Origin of the sequence: Streptomyces sp. NPDC026673, from assembly GCF_040638135.1 — a bacterium.
In the GTDB taxonomy this organism is placed as follows: Bacteria; Actinomycetota; Actinomycetes; order Streptomycetales; family Streptomycetaceae; genus Actinacidiphila.
Genome location: NZ_JBEZXR010000030.1, coordinates 37704 through 53860, shown reverse-complemented (window position 1 = coordinate 53860; position 16157 = coordinate 37704). Strand labels below are relative to the sequence as shown.

The window sequence follows — 16157 nt, the reverse complement described above, 5'->3', positions numbered from 1 at the left end:
GGACAGGGCGTGGAATCTTCCGTCCGGTGCGTGAGACTGGGACCGTCCAAGAGGCCCGAAAGGGCCGGAACCGCGAAGCGAGGTCGGATGATGCGTACGCGTCCGCTGAAGGTGGCGCTGCTGGGCTGTGGTGTGGTCGGCTCAGAGGTGGCGCGCATCATGACGACGCACGCGGACGACCTCGCCGCGCGGGTCGGCGCACCGGTGGAACTGGCCGGGATCGCCGTGCGGCGGCCCAACCGGGTGCGTGCCGGAGTGCCCGCGGAACTCCTCACCACGGACGCGACCGCCCTGGTCAAACGCGGGGACATCGACGTGGTCGTCGAGGTGATCGGCGGCATCGAGCCGGCCCGCTCGCTGATCACCACCGCCTTCGAGCACGGCGCCAGCGTGGTCTCCGCCAACAAGGCGCTGCTGGCCGCCGACGGCGCCGCGCTGCACGCCGCGGCCGTGGAGCACGGGGTGGACCTCTACTACGAGGCCGCGGTCGCCGGGGCCATCCCGCTGATCCGCCCGCTGCGCGAGTCGCTCGCCGGGGACAAGGTCAACCGGGTGCTGGGCATCGTCAACGGCACGACGAACTTCATCCTCGACAAGATGGACACCACCGGCGCCGGATACTCCGAGGCGCTGGACGAGGCCACCGCGCTGGGCTACGCCGAGGCCGACCCCACCGCCGACGTCGAGGGCTTCGACGCCGCCGCCAAGGCCGCCATCCTGGCCGGCATCGCCTTCCACACCCGGGTGACCATCGGCGACGTGCACCGCGAGGGGATCACCGAGGTCACCGCGGCCGACATCGCCTCGGCCCGGCGGATGGGCTGCACGGTCAAGCTGCTGGCGATCTGCGAGCGCAGTGCGGACGGCCGTTCGGTCACCGCCCGCGTCCACCCGGCGATGATCCCGCTGACGCATCCGCTGGCGAGCGTGCGCGAGGCGTACAACGCGGTCTTCGTGGAGGCCGCGGCCGCCGGCCAGCTGATGTTCTACGGTCCCGGGGCGGGCGGCTCGCCGACGGCCTCCGCCGTGCTGGGCGACCTGGTGGCGACCTGCCGCAACAAACTGGCGGGCACCACCGGGCCGGGGGAGTCGGCGTACGCGCAGCTCACGGTGAGCCCGATGGGTGACGTGGTGACGCGCTACCACATCAGCCTGGACGTGGCGGACAAACCGGGTGTCCTGGCCCAGGTGGCTACGGTCTTCGCCGAGCATCAGGTGTCGATCGACACCGTTCGCCAGCAGGGAAGGAATCCGGGCGGCGGCGACGGCGCCGCCGTCGAGCAGGGCGCCGGCGGGCGGCGGGAGGGCGGCGAGGCGTCGCTCGTCGTCGTCACCCACCGGGCGCCGGACGCGGCGCTCGCGGCGACGGTCGAGGCGCTGCGGAAACTCGACACCGTCCGGGGCGTCGCCAGCATCATGCGTGTGGAAGGGGAGTAACCCAGCGATGAACGCAGTCTCCGCCGGCCGCGTGCCGGCCACCCACCAGTGGCGCGGCCTCATCGAGGAGTACCGGGAGCGGCTCCCGGTCAGCGCGGCGACCCCCGTGGTCACGCTGCTGGAGGGCGGCACTCCGCTGGTCCCCGCCCAGGTGCTCTCCGAGCGCACGGGGTGCGAGGTCTACCTGAAGGTCGAGGGCGCCAACCCCACCGGCTCCTTCAAGGACCGGGGCATGACCATGGCGATCTCCAAGGCCAAGGAGGAGGGCGCGCAGGCGGTCATCTGCGCCTCCACCGGCAACACCTCGGCCTCGGCCGCCGCCTACGCGGTGCGGGCCGGGATGGTGTGCGCCGTTCTGGTGCCGCAGGGCAAGATCGCGCTGGGCAAGATGGGCCAGGCGCTGGTGCACGGCGCGCGCATCCTGCAGGTCGAGGGAAACTTCGACGACTGCCTGGACCTCGCCCGCGGCCTGTCCGACAAGTACCCGGTGGCGCTGGTCAATTCGGTGAACCCGGTCCGCATCGAGGGTCAGAAGACCGCGGCCTTCGAGATCGTGGACGCGCTCGGCGACGCGCCGGACATCCATGTGCTCCCGGTGGGCAACGCGGGCAACATCACCGCGTACTGGAAGGGCTACCGCGAATACTCCGCGGACGGCGTGTCCGGGCGGAACCCGCGCATGTGGGGCTTTCAGGCTTCCGGCGCCGCGCCGATCGTGCTGGGCCACCCGGTGCGGGCGCCGCAGACGATCGCCACCGCGATCCGGATCGGCAACCCGGCGTCCTGGCAGTTCGCCGAGGAGGCCCGTGACGAATCGGGCGGCCTGATCGACTCTGTGACGGACCGTCAGATCCTGTCGGCGTACCGGCTGCTCGCCGCGCGGGAGGGCGTCTTCGTCGAGCCGGCCTCCGCCGCGAGCGTGGCGGGCCTGCTCAAGGCCGCGGAGGAGGGCAGGGTCGACCCGGGTCAGCGGATCGTCTGCACCGTCACGGGGAACGGCCTGAAGGACCCCGACTGGGCGGTCGCCGGCGCGCCGCAGCCGGTCACCGTTCCGGTGGACGCGGACGCCGCCGCGGACAAGCTCGGACTGCTCTGATCCCCGTATGACGTCAGGGGCGCACGGATTCGCACGCGACACGCATCACGCGCTGTCCGTGCGCCCTATGTCGCAGGAGAACCTTCCTTCGATAGGCTGACCTCACACCGGCGCCGCCGCACGCCGTTCTGGCCCATGCCATTGGCATCCTCCTCGCGGGATCCCCTTGGTACGGTCCCCCAAGTCCTCGCCGCCGTACGGCAACGCTGCCGCGGCATCGCGAGGCGGAAACGCCCGTGAAACAAGGAGAGTCATCGACCGATGGCCGGACCCGCCTTCCGCGCCGCCGCCGTCCGAGTGCGCGTCCCCGCGACCAGCGCCAATCTCGGACCGGGCTTCGACGCCTTCGGCCTGGCGCTCGGACTCTACGACGACGTCGTGGTCCGGGTGGCCGACTCCGGTCTGCACGTCGACATCGCCGGCGAAGGCGCCGGCTCGCTCTCCCGCGACGAGAACCACCTGGTCGTACGCGCCCTGAGGACCGCCTTCGACCTGCTCGGCGGTCAGCCGCGCGGCCTGGAGGTGGTGTGCGCCAACCGCATCCCGCACGGGCGCGGCCTCGGCTCCTCCTCCGCCGCCATCTGTGCGGGCATCATGGCCGCCCGCGCGGTGACGATAGGCGGGCAGGAGAAGCTGGACGACGCCGCGCTGCTGGAGCTGGCCAACGAGATCGAGGGCCACCCGGACAACGTCGCCGCCTGTCTGCTCGGCGGCTTCACGCTGGCCTGGACCGAGGGCGGGGCCGCCCACGCGGTCCGGATGGACCCCTCGGACTCGGTCGTTCCGGTGGTCTTCGTCCCCGGCAAGCCGGTGCTGACCGAGACCGCCCGGGGGCTGCTGCCGCGTTCCGTCCCGCATGTGGACGCCGCGGTCAACGCGGGACGCGCCGCGCTGCTCGTCGAGGCCCTCACCCGGCGCCCCGACCTGCTGCTTCCCGCCACCGAGGACCGGTTGCACCAGGACTACCGGGCGCCCGCGATGCCGGAGAGCGTCGCGCTGGTGAACCGGCTGCGCTCCGAGGGCGTCCCCGCTGTCATCTCGGGTGCGGGGCCCACGGTGCTGGCGCTGACAGAAGAGGACACCGCCGACAAGGTCTCCCGGCTGGCGGGAGAGGGGTGGGCGGCCAACCGCCTGTCCCTCGACGCCGCGGGGGCGAGTGTGCTGCCGCTCGCTGTGGGGCAGTGACACGATTGCCGGTCGTAGAGAGGGGGAATGTTTGTTGGATCCGGTAGTGTTAATCTCATTGCTGCACCCGTGGACCCAGGAACCCGCCTGCCGGGCCTGTTGTCCCGGTGCCTTGTGTCCCGCATCGGGACCGCCCATTCTTCCGGGAGCCTCCCACACCGCATAGGCAGCATGCCTGAGCAGTGCCGAGCACGCTCCGGAGACGGCGCGGGTGACATTTCACCCGAGAGTGAACTCTCACCTCGCCGGTAACTGTGTATTTGTTCCACATCATTTTTTCCGCCACCAGGCGGACCACCGCCCCGGGTCCGGCGCAAGTGATAAGGACCGGATCCGGACAGCACGACCGGTCGCCGAGCCAGACAGGCCGACGTCCGCTCCAGGGAAGGACCCTTCGTGAGCGACACCACCGATCTGATGGGCGTACGCGCAGACAGCCCTGTCGCCGCGTCCGACGCTGCCGCGCCTGCCACCGGTGCTGCCACTGCCCCCGCCGCGCGGCGCCGCCGCGCCGGTACCGGTCTTGAGGGCATGGTCCTGGCCGAGCTGCAGCAGCTCGCCTCCGGTCTCGGCATCAAGGGCACCGCGCGGATGCGCAAGAGCCAGCTCATCGAGACCATCAAGGCCGCGCAGGCCGGCGGCGGCTCCAAGGCCTCCGCCTCCGAGGGCGCGCCCGCCGCCGAGAAGCCGAAGCGCCGCAGCACCTCCCGCACCCGTACGGGTGAATCCGGCGAGGCCGGGGCCCAGGGCGCCGAGCAGCAGCCGAAGCAGATCGAGATCCCCGGCCAGCCGGCCGGCGAGAAGACCGCCGGCGCGGCCAAGGCCAAGGCCGAGTCGGCCAAGGGCGAGCAGTCCGCCGAGGGCCGTGCCGAGGCCGCCGTGGACACCGCCGAGGGCAAGTCCGGCGACGCCAAGGGCGGCGAGGACCGCCGCGACCGCGAGAGCCGTCGCGACCGTCAGCGGGACCGTCAGCGCGACCGCCGCAAGGGCGGCGAGGACGGCGGCCAGCAGCGTCAGCAGCAGGACGGCGGCCAGCAGCGCCAGCAGCAGGGCGGCGGCCCCCAGGGCGGCCAGGGTGGCCAGGACGACTACGACGACGAGAGCGGCGGCCGCCGCCGCAGGGGCCGTTACCGCGACCGCCGCGGCCGCGGTGGCAACCGCCGCGACGACTTCGCGGGCGAGCCGCAGGTCGCCGACGACGACGTCCTGATCCCGGTCGCCGGCATCCTGGACATCCTCGACAACTACGCGTTCATCCGGACCTCCGGCTACCTGCCCGGCCCCAACGACGTGTACGTCTCGCTCGCCCAGGTCCGCAAGAACGGCCTGCGCAAGGGCGACCACGTCACCGGTGCCGTCCGCCAGCCGAAGGACGGCGAGCGCCGCGAGAAGTTCAACGCGCTGGTGCGCCTGGACTCGGTCAACGGCATGGCGCCGGAGAGCGGCCGCGGCCGCCCCGAGTTCGGCAAGCTCACCCCGCTGTACCCGCAGGAGCGGCTGCGGCTGGAGAACGAGCCCGGCCAGCTGATCACCCGGATCATCGATCTGGTCGCCCCGATCGGAAAGGGCCAGCGCGGCCTGATCGTGGCCCCGCCGAAGACCGGTAAGACGATCATCATGCAGGCCATCGCCAACGCGATCACCCGCAACAACCCCGAGTGCCACCTGATGGTCGTCCTCGTCGACGAGCGTCCGGAAGAGGTCACCGACATGCAGCGGTCGGTGAAGGGCGAGGTCATCTCCTCGACCTTCGACCGTCCCGCCGAGGACCACACCACCGTCGCCGAGCTCGCCATCGAGCGCGCCAAGCGGCTGGTGGAGCTGGGCCACGACGTCGTCGTCCTGCTGGACTCCATCACCCGTCTGGGCCGCGCGTACAACCTCGCGGCGCCCGCCTCCGGCCGCATCCTGTCCGGCGGTGTCGACTCGACCGCGCTGTACCCGCCGAAGCGCTTCTTCGGAGCCGCGCGCAACATCGAGGACGGCGGCTCGCTGACCATCCTGGCCACCGCGCTGGTCGAGACCGGCTCGCGCATGGACGAGGTGATCTTCGAGGAGTTCAAGGGCACCGGCAACATGGAGCTCAAGCTCGACCGGAAGCTCGCCGACAAGCGGATCTTCCCGGCGGTCGACGTCGACCCGTCCGGTACCCGCAAGGAGGAGATCCTGCTCGCCCCCGACGAGCTGAACATCACCTGGAAGCTGCGCCGGGTGCTGCACGCGCTCGACTCGCAGCAGGCGATCGAGCTGCTGCTGGACAAGATGAAGCAGACCAAGTCGAACGCCGAGTTCCTGATGCAGATCGCCAAGACCACCCCGGGTGGCAACAACGACTGACGCTCCGGCGTCGGCACGGCGGAGAAGGCCGGTCCCGTCACTTCGGTGACGGGACCGGCCTTCCGTCGTCCTACGGCCCCGACGGACCGCGGGACGGGACCGGACCGGATCGCGGGACCGGACCCCGCGGCCGGGCCGCGCGGCGCCGACCGGATGGCTCTCACCTGCGGCGGGTCCGGCGCGTCCCGAGGCGGGGCGGCCCGGGACCCGCTGTCATTGGCCTGTGCGGGCACCCCCTCCCGTGTGGCTGAGCGGGCACGGGAGCGGGTATCCCGACCATGAGGAGCCGATCAGGACAGAGGAGCCGATGGTCGATCACGCGGACGACGGACGAGCCGCCCGGCGACGCCGGCGCAGCCCCCGCCGGCAGGCCCTGCGGATCACCGCCTGGGTCGTGGCGACGCTCCTGCTGCTGACCACCGCCGCCGTCGGATGCGTCTACCTCAAGCTCAACGGCAACATCAGGGGCATCGACATCAACGCCCTCCTGGGGCGTGACCGCCCGGCCGACGTGGACAACGGCTCGATGGACATCCTCGTCCTGGGCTCCGACTCGCGGTCGGGCAGCAACCAGAAGGCCGGCGGTGGCGAGGACGACGGCACCGCCCGCTCCGACACCGCGATGATCGTCCACGTCTACCAGGGGCACCACCGGGCGAGCGTGGTCAGCATCCCCCGCGACACCCTCGTCGACCGCCCGGCCTGCGCCGAGCCCGGCGGGGGCACGGCCCCGCCTGCGCACAACGAGATGTTCAACGAGGCGTACGCGGTCGGCGGCCCGGCCTGCGCGGTCAAGACCGCCGAGTCGATGACCGGCATCCGCATGGACCACTACATCGAGGTCGACTTCACCGGCTTCCAGCACCTCATCGACGCCCTGGGCGGCGTCACCGTCACCACCAGCCAGGCCATCAGCGACAGCCGCAGCCATCTGCACCTGCCGGCCGGCACGCACCACCTGGACGGCAAGCAGGCCCTCGGCCTGGTCCGCACCCGGCACGGGGTCGGGGACGGCAGCGACCTCGGCCGGATAAGGCTGCAGCAGGCCTTCCTCAAGGCCCTGGTGGACCGGGTGAACAGCATCGGGCTGCTCGGCTCGCCGACCCGGCTGTACGAGATCGCCGACACCGCGACGGGCGCCATCACCACCGACTCGGAACTGGCGTCCGTCAAGAAGCTGGTCGGCCTGGGGGAGAGCCTCAAGGGACTCGGCTCCCAGGACATCGGCATGGTCACGATGCCCGTGCGCTACGACCCCGCGGACCCCAACCGCGTCCTGCCCATCGCCGACCAGGCCGAGCAGGTCTGGGCCGCCCTGCGGGCCGACAAGGCGATCCCCAAGTCGGCCACCAAGGGTTCGGCCGGTGACGACGTCGACACGAACGGTGTCGTCAGGAGCTCCTCGCAGCCGCCCGCCGCGGGAGCGGAATAGATCGCCGCGGGCCCCGGTTTGGGGAGATGCGGCCAGTCCTGGCAGACTGGTACGTCGGCCCCGGTTCACGTGACGCAAACCCGCGCCACGACCCGGGACCCTCCCGAACACTAGGAGAACCCCTTGAAGCGCGACATCCACCCGGAGTACGTGGAGACCCAGGTCAGCTGCACCTGTGGCGCCTCGTTCACCACTCGTAGCACCGTTGCCGGCGGCGTCATCCGCGCCGACGTCTGCTCGGCGTGCCACCCGTTCTACACGGGCAAGCAGAAGATCCTCGACACCGGTGGCCGCGTGGCCCGCTTCGAGGCCCGCTTCGGCAAGGCGGCCGGGTCCGCCAAGAAGTAGCGACCCGAAAGCGCCGGTCCACGGCTGCCCGGATATCCTCCGGCGGCCGGACCGGCGCTTTGTCGTCCCAGGCTGGTTCACCGGCTTTCACCCCTTTTCACGAGCAGGGATCCTGATGTTCGAGGCGGTCGAGGAACTGATCGGCGAATACGCCGACCTCGAGAAGAAGCTTGCCGACCCGGCGGTCTTCGCCGACCAGGCCAACGCGCGCAAGCTGAACAAGCGCTATGCCGAGCTGACCCCCATCATCGGCACCTACCGCGCATGGAAGCAGACCGGCGACGACATCGAGACCGCTCGCGAATTCGCGGCCGACGACCCGGACTTCGCCGCCGAGGTGAAGGAGCTGGACAAGCAGCGCGAGGAGCTCACCGAAAAGCTCCGGCTGCTGCTCGTCCCGCGCGACCCCAGTGACGACAAGGACGTGATCCTCGAGGTCAAGGCGGGCGAGGGCGGTGAGGAGTCCGCGCTCTTCGCGGGCGACCTGCTGCGCATGTACCTGCGCTACGCCGAACGCCTGGGCTGGAAGACCGAGATCATCGACGCCAACGCCTCCGACCTCGGCGGCTACAAGGACGTCCAGGTCGCGGTGAAGATGAAGGGCACCCCCGAGCCCGGCCAGGGCGTCTGGGCCCGGCTGAAGTACGAGGGCGGAGTGCACCGCGTGCAGCGCGTGCCGGCCACCGAGTCGCAGGGCCGCATCCACACCTCCGCCGCCGGCGTGCTGGTCACCCCGGAGGCCGAGGAGGTCGAGGTCGAGGTCAACGCCAACGACCTGCGGATCGACGTGTACCGCTCCTCCGGCCCCGGCGGCCAGTCGGTCAACACCACCGACTCCGCGGTCCGGATCACGCACCTGCCCACCGGCATCGTCGTCTCCTGCCAGAACGAGAAGAGCCAGCTGCAGAACAAGGAGCAGGCGATGCGCATCCTGCGCTCCCGGCTGCTGGCCGCCGCGCAGGAAGAGGCGGAGCGCGAGGCGTCCGACGCCCGCCGCAGCCAGGTGCGCACCGTGGACCGCAGCGAGCGCATCCGTACGTACAACTTCCCGGAGAACCGCATCTCCGACCACCGCGTCGGCTTCAAGGCGTACAACTTGGACCAGGTCCTCGACGGGGAACTGGACGCGGTGATCCAGGCCTGCGTCGACGCCGACTCGGCCGCCAAGCTGGCGGCCGCGGGCGACGGAAGCTGAACCGGAGGCGGAGAACGTGAACCTGCTGCTCGCCGAGGTCGCCCAGGCGACCCAGCGGCTGGCCGACGCCGGCGTTCCCTCGCCGCGGTTCGACGCCGAGGAGCTCGCGGCGTATGTGCACGGGGTGAAGCGCGGCGCGCTGCACACCGTCGCCGACGGCGACTTCGACGCGCGCTACTGGGAGGCCGTGGCCCGCCGCGAGGCCCGCGAGCCGCTGCAGCACATCACGGGCCGCGCCTTCTTCCGCTACCTGGAGCTCCAGGTCGGGCCCGGGGTCTTCGTGCCGCGGCCGGAGACCGAGTCGGTCGTCGGCTGGGCCATAGACGCCGTACGCGCCATGGACGTCGCCGAGCCGCTCATCGTCGACCTGTGCACGGGATCGGGCGCCATCGCGCTCGCCCTGGCGCAGGAGGTGCCGCGCAGCCGGGTGCACGCCGTGGAGCTGTCCGACGAGGCGCTGGTGTGGGCCCGCAAGAACGTCGAGGGCAGCAAGGTCGACCTGCGCCAGGGCGACGCCCTGGAGGCCTTCCGGGACCTCGACGGACAGGTGGACCTGGTGATCTCCAATCCGCCGTACATCCCGCTCACGGAATGGGAGTACGTGGCTCCCGAGGCCCGCGACCACGACCCGGAGATGGCGTTGTTCTCCGGCGAGGACGGCCTGGACACCATCCGCGGCATCGAGCGCACCGCGCACCGGCTGCTGCGGCCCGGCGGCGTCGTCGTGATCGAGCACGCCGACACCCAGGGCGGCCAGGTCCCCTGGATCTTCACCGAGGAGGCCGGCTGGGCGGACGCCGCCGACCACCCCGACCTCAACAACCGACCCCGGTTCACCACTGCCCGCAAGGCGACGCCGTGAGCACGGCGCCGCACATCATGGAGGTCTGCTGATGGCACGGCGTTACGACTGCTCGGACGCGACGGACCGGGTTGCCGGACTGCGTGAGGCCGCGTCCGCCGTACGCCGCGGCGAACTCGTGGTGCTGCCCACCGACACCGTCTACGGCATCGGTGCGGACGCGTTCAACACCGAGGCCGTCGGCGACCTGCTGGAGGCCAAGGGCCGGGGCCGCAACATGCCCTCGCCCGTTCTCGTCGGCTCCCCGAACACCCTGCACGGCCTGGTCACCGACTTCACCGAGCAGGCGTGGGAGCTCGTCGACGCCTTCTGGCCGGGCGCCCTCACCCTCGTGGCCCGCCACCAGCCGTCGCTCCAGTGGGACCTGGGGGACACCCGCGGCACGGTCGCCGTCCGCATGCCGCTGCACCCGGTCGCCATCGAGCTGCTGACCGAGACCGGCCCGATGGCCGTCTCCAGCGCCAACCTGACCGGCCACCCCTCGCCGCAGGACTGCGACGCGGCGCAGGAGATGCTCGGCGACTCCGTCGCGATCTACCTCGACGGCGGCCCGACGCCCGCGGCCGTGCCGTCCTCCATCGTGGACGTCACCGGGAAGGTGCCCGTGCTGCTGCGGGCGGGCGCGATCAGCGCGGAGCAGCTGCGCGAGGTCGTACCCGACCTGGAGGTCGGCAATTGACACCGCCCATACCCGGGCAGTGGGATCACGGCGAGCGCCCTTTCCGCATCCTCCACGTCTGCACCGGCAACGTCTGCCGCTCGCCCATGGCCGAGCGGCTGACCCGGCATGAGCTGACGCTGCGCCTCGGCGACGGGGCCGCGGGGATCATCGTGGAGAGCGCCGGCACCTGGGGGCACGAGGGCGCGCCGATGGAGGCGCACGCCGCCACGGTGCTCGCCGAGTACGCCGCCGACCCGACGGGCTTCCTCGGGCGCGAACTCCTCGACGACCACGTGATCGACGCCGACCTCGTCCTGACCGCGACCCGCGACCACCGCGCCCAGGTGATCTCCATGGGGCACGCGGCGGGCCTGCGCACCTTCACGCTCAAGGAGTTCACCCGGCTGGTGAAGGCGATAGACCCGGCGACGCTGCCGGAGGGCAGCGTGACCGAGCGCGCGCGGTCCCTGGTGCGCGCCGCCGCCGCCCTGCGCGGGTGGCTGCTGGCCCCCACGGCGGACGCGGACGAGGTGTACGACCCGTACGGCGCCCCGCTGACGTTCTTCCGCAGCATCGGCGAGGAGATCCACGACGCGCTGGACCCCGTCCTGACCGCGCTCACCGGGGTGCCGGCGCCCACCGCCTGACCCGCCGGGCGGAAGGTTTCGCCACCGCGGGCGCCGCCGCCGGGGGTCCGCCCCGGCGGAGCGGCGCGGACCCCGCCCGGAAATCCGGACCCCCGGTGGAGCACAACGCGGCGCGAAATGTCCGGAAGGGTGCAACAGTGGCAGGTGAGTCCCTTCCCAGCCGCCCCCGGGAGCGCCGCCATGCCCACCGCGGAAGCGTCTTCACCCCATATAACCGCCCCGTCGCTCCCGGCCGGAGGCCCCGGGCTCGAAGCGCTGCGCGCGCACGACCCCGAACTGGCCGACATCCTCCTCGGGGAGGCCCAGCGGCAGGCCTCGTGCCTGCAGTTGATCGCGGGCGAGAACTTCACGTCCCCGGCCGTCCTGACGGCCCTCGGCTCGCCGCTGGCCAACAAGTACGCCGAGGGCTACCCCGGTCACCGCCACCACGCCGGGTGCGAGCTGGTCGACCTGGCGGAGCGGCTGGCCGTGGAAAGGGCCACACGGCTCTTCGGAGCGGCGCACGCGAACGTGCAGCCCTACTCCGGCTCCTCGGCCGTACTGGCCGCCTACGCGGCCCTCCTGGTCCCGGGAGACACCGTCCTGGCGATGTCGCTGGCCCACGGCGGCCACCTCACCCACGGATCCGAGTCCAACTTCTCCGGCCGTTGGTTCGACATCGTCGGCTACGGGGTGACACGGGGGGAGACCTTCGAGGAGGGCGGCCTGATCGACTACGAGCAGTTGCGCGCCCTGGCCCACCGGCATCGCCCGAAGGCGATCGTCTGCGGCGGCATCGCCTACCCCCGGCACATCGACTACGCCGCGTTCCGAGAGATCGCGGACGACGTCGGCGCCTACCTGATCGTGGACGCCGCGCACACGCTCGGCCTGGTCGCCGGAGGCGCCGCCCCCAACCCGGTGCCGTACGCGGACGTGGTGTGCGCCACCACGCACAAGACGCTGCGCGGCCCGCGCGGCGGGATGATCCTGTGCGGGGCGGGCCTGGCCCAGCGCATCGACCGGGCGGTGTTCCCCTTCTCGCAGGGCGGTCCCCACATGCACGCCGTCGCGGCGAAGGCGGCGGCGTTCGCCGAGGCGGCGCGGCCGGAGTTCGCGCTCTACGCGCACCAGGTCGTCGCCAACGCCCGCGCGCTGGCGGACGCGCTGGCCGCGCGGGGCCTGCGCATCGCCACCGGGGGCACGGACACGCATCTGATCGCCGCCGACGTGTCGGCCTTCGGCGTCACCGGGATGCGCGCCCGCGGGCTGTGCGCGGCCGCCGGGATCGTGCTGGACAAGTACACGCTGCCGTACGACACCGAGCCGTGCACGGCCGGCTCGGGCATCCGCCTGGGCACCGCCTCGGTGACCACCCAGGGGATGGGCGAGGCGCAGATGCCGCAGGTCGCGGACCTGATCGCGCGGGCGCTGCGGGAGGAGCGCGGGCTGGCGGGCGAGGTCGCGGAACTGGTCGAGGGATTCCCTCCGTACCCGGGCTGAGACACGGCTCACAGGGGGGCCGGAGCGGTACCGCGAGTGGCATGTGCAACCCTGGGTATCCGCTGTGAGTCTCTGTCTGTGTTTACAGTCGCCACCCGGACGCGAATAGGGTGTGCCCGTGCGCGAGTACCTCTTGACCCTGTGCGTGGCTGCCGCCGTGACCTACCTCCTCACGGGGCCGGTACGCAAGTTCGCCATCGCGGCGGGCGCCATGCCCGAGATCCGCGACCGCGACGTCCACCGTGAGCCCACGCCCCGCCTCGGCGGTATCGCCATGTTCGGCGGGCTGTGCGCGGGTCTGCTGGTGGCCGCCCACCTGACGAACCTCAAGAGCGTCTTCGAGTTGTCCAACGAGCCACGGGCGCTGCTGTCCGGTGCCGGTCTGATCTGGCTGCTGGGCGTGCTGGACGACAAGTGGGGCGTGGACGCCCTGATCAAGCTGGGCGCGCAGATGATCGCGGCCGGCGTGATGGTGCTGCAGGGTCTGACCGTGCTGTGGCTGCCGATCCCGGGCAAGGGGATCGTGTCGCTCTCACCGGTGCAGTCGACCCTGCTGACCGTGGCCCTGGTCGTGATCACGATCAACGCGGTCAACTTCGTCGACGGACTCGACGGACTCGCGTCCGGAATGGTCTGCATCGCCGCGATCGCGTTCTTCATGTACGCCTACCGCATCTGGTACGGCTACGGCATCGAGGCGGCCGCCCCGGCGACGCTGTTCAGCGCCATCCTCATCGGGATGTGCCTGGGCTTCCTGCCGCACAACCTGCACCCGGCGCGGATCTTCATGGGCGACTCGGGCTCCATGCTGATCGGGCTGGTGCTGGCCTGCGGCGCGATCTCGATCACCGGTCAGACGGACCCCGACGCCATCACCAACCTCACCGGCTCCACCCGTGACACCACGCACACCATGGTTCCGGTCTTCATGCCGCTGCTGCTGCCCCTGACGCTCATCGCGATCCCGGCGGCCGACCTGGTGCTGGCGATCGTCCGCCGTACCTGGAACGGCCAGTCGCCGTTCGCCGCGGACCGCGGGCACCTGCACCACCGCCTGCTGGACATCGGGCACTCGCACAGCCGGGCCGTGTGGATCATGTACTTCTGGTCCGCGCTGATCTCTTTCGGCGCGGTGGCCTTCTCGGTGAACTCCTCCAGCCTGTGGATCGTGCTGGGCATCGTCACCCTGAGCGGGATGGGACTGATCGCCCTGCTCATGCCGCGGTTCAGGCCGCGGGCCCCGCGCTGGGCGGAGGCGTTCGTGCCGCCGCGCTACCGCCGTACCCGGATCGAGGCGCACGCCGCCGCTGCGGCCTCGATCGCGGCCGGCGAGGCCCCGGGGGTCAACGGAGCGACGGCGCTCAGCGCACGGCCCCTTGTGGACGCGGGACGGGGTGCGGGCGGCCGTTCGTAGGCCGTCCGCTCGATAGCACAACCGCACCTCCGCGTCAGTCAGTCGACACGGCAGTTACTCCTCTCGTGTGACAGGTCACACACGAACCGGGTAAAGACCTCATCAAATAGTTTGTGATACCGTTCACGAGAACCCGGAATCAAGCCGAAAGACCCTAGTGCGATGGTCTTCCGGCGTGAGTCATGCTCTCGCCGCCGGGCTACCCTCGTCCTCGACGACCCCTGTACTCCCAACCTCGCCGGAGGAGCTGCCGCCATGCAGTCCAACGACGTCCGAATGCTCCTGAACTGCGCCGTGCCCGCCGCCGCTGCGGGGGTGATCGCGGTCGCTGTCGCAGGCGTGCTCGCGGGTGGCAAGGGCGCGATCGGCGCGGGCTTCGGCGCGGTGGTGGTGATCGCGTTCATGGGAATCGGTCTGACGGTGCTTCAGCGCACCGCCCGTTCCTATCCCTCGCTGTTCCAGGCGATGGGGCTGATGCTCTACACCGTGCAGCTGCTGCTGCTCGCGATCGTCCTGGCGGTGTTCAAGAACACTTCGCTGTTCGACACCCAGGTGTTCGCCTTCACCCTGCTCGGCACGACCCTGGTGTGGATCGCCGCGCAGGCCCGTGCTCATATGAAGACCAAGATGCTGTACGTGGAGCCCGGATCCGCCGGAACTTCTCCGTGAACAGCAGGGCCGGTGTGAGCGAACTTCCGCTCGTTTGCTATCGTCCGGTCTCAACTGCGGCAGAGCTGGCGCGGGTGGCAGTCATGCCTTCGCAACAGCCCTTCGGCTCAGCGCCCACCCGCCGCCCCCACATCCGTAAGACCAGTCCAGTGCCGTTCCGTGGCCACGTGCCGCGCCGACACGTAGAGGTTGCCGTACCTATGCGCCACGCTGAAGGAGCTCTCGGTGAGTGATGTAACGACGCTCGCCTTCGAGACGAACTGCCACATCTTCGACGGGTGCGGCTTCCCGGCCCCCGGCCTGCACTCCTTCCTCTTCAAGCCGCTGATCGGCGACGGGGACAGCAGCGTCTACTTCAACAAGACGATGCTTCTGGCGCTGCTCGGCAGCATCGTGATCGTCGGCTTCTTCTGGATCGCCTTCGCCAAGCCGAAGGTCGTCCCCGGCAAGCTGCAGATGGTCGCCGAGGCCGGCTACGACTTCGTGCGCCGCGGCATCGTCTACGAGACGATCGGCAAGCGCGACGGCGAGAAGTACGTGCCGATGATGGTCTCGCTGTTCTTCTTCGTCTGGATCATGAACCTGTGGTCGATCGTGCCGATCGCCCAGTTCCCGGTGACGGCGATCATCAGCTACCCGGCCGCGCTCGCCGCGATCGTGTACATCACCTGGATCTCGCTGACCTTCAAGAAGCACGGCTTCGTAGGCGGCTGGAAGAACATCACCGGCTACGACAAGTCCCTCGGCGCGGTGCTGCCGATGGTCGTCGGCCTGGAGTTCCTCTCCAACGTGATCGTGCGGCCCTTCACCCACGCCGTGCGACTCTTCGCGAACATGTTCGCCGGGCACGTCCTGCTGCTGCTGTTCACCATCGCCAGCTGGTACCTGCTCAACGGCGTCGGCATCGCCTACGCCGGTGTCTCGTTCGTGATGGTCATCGTCATGACCGCCTTCGAGCTCTTCATCCAGGCCGTCCAGGCGTACGTCTTCGTCCTCCTGGCCTGCTCCTACATCCAGGGCGCGCTCGCCGAGCACCACTGAGCAGCCTGACCGCCCGCACCACCCCCCGATTGTCCGGTGGCCAACCCCCACCGGTCCGTGAAAGAGAAGGAAGAACCGGCATGTCCGTTCTGCAGACCCTCGCCGCTGGTGTCGAAATCAAGGGCAACCTCGGCTCCATCGGCTACGGCCTCGCTGCCATCGGCCCCGGCGTCGGCATCGGCATCATCTTCGGCAACGGCACGCAGGCGCTCGCCCGCCAGCCCGAGGCCGCCGGCCTGATCCGTGCCAACCAGATCCTCGGCTTCGCCTTCTGTGAGGCGCTCGCCCTGATCGGTCTGGTCATGCCGTTCGTCTACCCGACCTCCTGAGTCCGGGCTGACGAGACCAACC

General features: G+C 70.8%; 15 protein-coding genes. All 15 read left to right on the top strand.

What is annotated here, in order from left to right; all coding sequences use genetic code 11:
- Nucleotides 1-90: 90 nt before the first annotated feature.
- The 15 genes from AB0F62_RS21210 (at nucleotide 91) to atpE (ending at nucleotide 16135) form a co-directional block, all read left to right on the top strand.
- Complete coding sequence (locus tag AB0F62_RS21210; RefSeq protein ID WP_361801001.1) at nucleotides 91-1437, top strand: homoserine dehydrogenase; 1347 nt, start codon at nucleotides 91-93, stop codon at nucleotides 1435-1437.
- A gap of 7 nt (nucleotides 1438-1444) precedes the next feature.
- On the top strand, nucleotides 1445-2533 hold the full coding sequence (gene thrC / locus AB0F62_RS21205) for a threonine synthase (protein ID WP_361800998.1): 1089 nt from the start codon (nucleotides 1445-1447) through the stop codon (nucleotides 2531-2533).
- A 261-nt stretch (nucleotides 2534-2794) separates the two neighbouring features.
- A complete protein-coding gene (thrB, locus tag AB0F62_RS21200) occupies nucleotides 2795-3718 on the top strand; it encodes a homoserine kinase (RefSeq protein ID WP_361800995.1) in 924 nt (307 codons plus the stop codon).
- Between the two features lie 396 nt (nucleotides 3719-4114).
- Nucleotides 4115-6055, top strand: a complete 1941-nt coding sequence (rho, locus tag AB0F62_RS21195) for a transcription termination factor Rho (RefSeq protein WP_361800992.1) — start codon at nucleotides 4115-4117, stop codon at nucleotides 6053-6055.
- A gap of 307 nt (nucleotides 6056-6362) precedes the next feature.
- Entirely contained in the window at nucleotides 6363-7487 is a 1125-nt protein-coding gene (locus tag AB0F62_RS21190; RefSeq protein ID WP_361800989.1) for an LCP family protein, read from the top strand.
- A 123-nt stretch (nucleotides 7488-7610) separates the two neighbouring features.
- On the top strand, nucleotides 7611-7835 hold the full coding sequence (gene rpmE / locus AB0F62_RS21185) for a 50S ribosomal protein L31 (protein ID WP_361800986.1): 225 nt from the start codon (nucleotides 7611-7613) through the stop codon (nucleotides 7833-7835).
- Between the two features lie 115 nt (nucleotides 7836-7950).
- Complete coding sequence (prfA, locus tag AB0F62_RS21180; protein ID WP_361800983.1) at nucleotides 7951-9030, top strand: peptide chain release factor 1; 1080 nt, start codon at nucleotides 7951-7953, stop codon at nucleotides 9028-9030.
- Nucleotides 9031-9046: 16 nt separating this feature from the next.
- Complete coding sequence (gene prmC / locus AB0F62_RS21175) at nucleotides 9047-9892, top strand: peptide chain release factor N(5)-glutamine methyltransferase (RefSeq protein WP_361800980.1); 846 nt, start codon at nucleotides 9047-9049, stop codon at nucleotides 9890-9892.
- 31 nt (nucleotides 9893-9923) lie between these two features.
- Nucleotides 9924-10571: an L-threonylcarbamoyladenylate synthase gene (locus AB0F62_RS21170; protein ID WP_361800977.1), complete on the top strand. Its 648-nt coding sequence runs from the start codon at nucleotides 9924-9926 to the stop codon at nucleotides 10569-10571.
- Complete coding sequence (locus AB0F62_RS21165; RefSeq protein ID WP_361800974.1) at nucleotides 10568-11200, top strand: protein-tyrosine-phosphatase; 633 nt, start codon at nucleotides 10568-10570, stop codon at nucleotides 11198-11200. Before AB0F62_RS21170 ends, AB0F62_RS21165 begins: the two co-directional genes overlap by 4 nt.
- Nucleotides 11201-11380: 180 nt before the next feature.
- Entirely contained in the window at nucleotides 11381-12682 is a 1302-nt protein-coding gene (gene glyA / locus AB0F62_RS21160; RefSeq protein WP_361800971.1) for a serine hydroxymethyltransferase, read from the top strand.
- 118 nt (nucleotides 12683-12800) lie between these two features.
- Nucleotides 12801-14096 carry an MraY family glycosyltransferase gene (locus tag AB0F62_RS21155; protein WP_361800968.1) on the top strand — a complete coding sequence of 432 codons (1296 nt, stop codon included), beginning with the start codon at nucleotides 12801-12803 and terminating at the stop codon, nucleotides 14094-14096.
- A gap of 255 nt (nucleotides 14097-14351) precedes the next feature.
- Nucleotides 14352-14765 carry a hypothetical protein gene (locus AB0F62_RS21150; protein WP_361800965.1) on the top strand — a complete coding sequence of 138 codons (414 nt, stop codon included), beginning with the start codon at nucleotides 14352-14354 and terminating at the stop codon, nucleotides 14763-14765.
- Between the two features lie 210 nt (nucleotides 14766-14975).
- Complete coding sequence (gene atpB, locus AB0F62_RS21145) at nucleotides 14976-15806, top strand: F0F1 ATP synthase subunit A (protein ID WP_361801123.1); 831 nt, start codon at nucleotides 14976-14978, stop codon at nucleotides 15804-15806.
- 80 nt (nucleotides 15807-15886) lie between these two features.
- The gene (gene atpE, locus AB0F62_RS21140) at nucleotides 15887-16135 is read left to right on the top strand and encodes an ATP synthase F0 subunit C (RefSeq protein WP_361800962.1); all 249 of its coding nucleotides are present in this window, start codon (nucleotides 15887-15889) and stop codon (nucleotides 16133-16135) included.
- Nucleotides 16136-16157 lie beyond the last annotated feature (22 nt).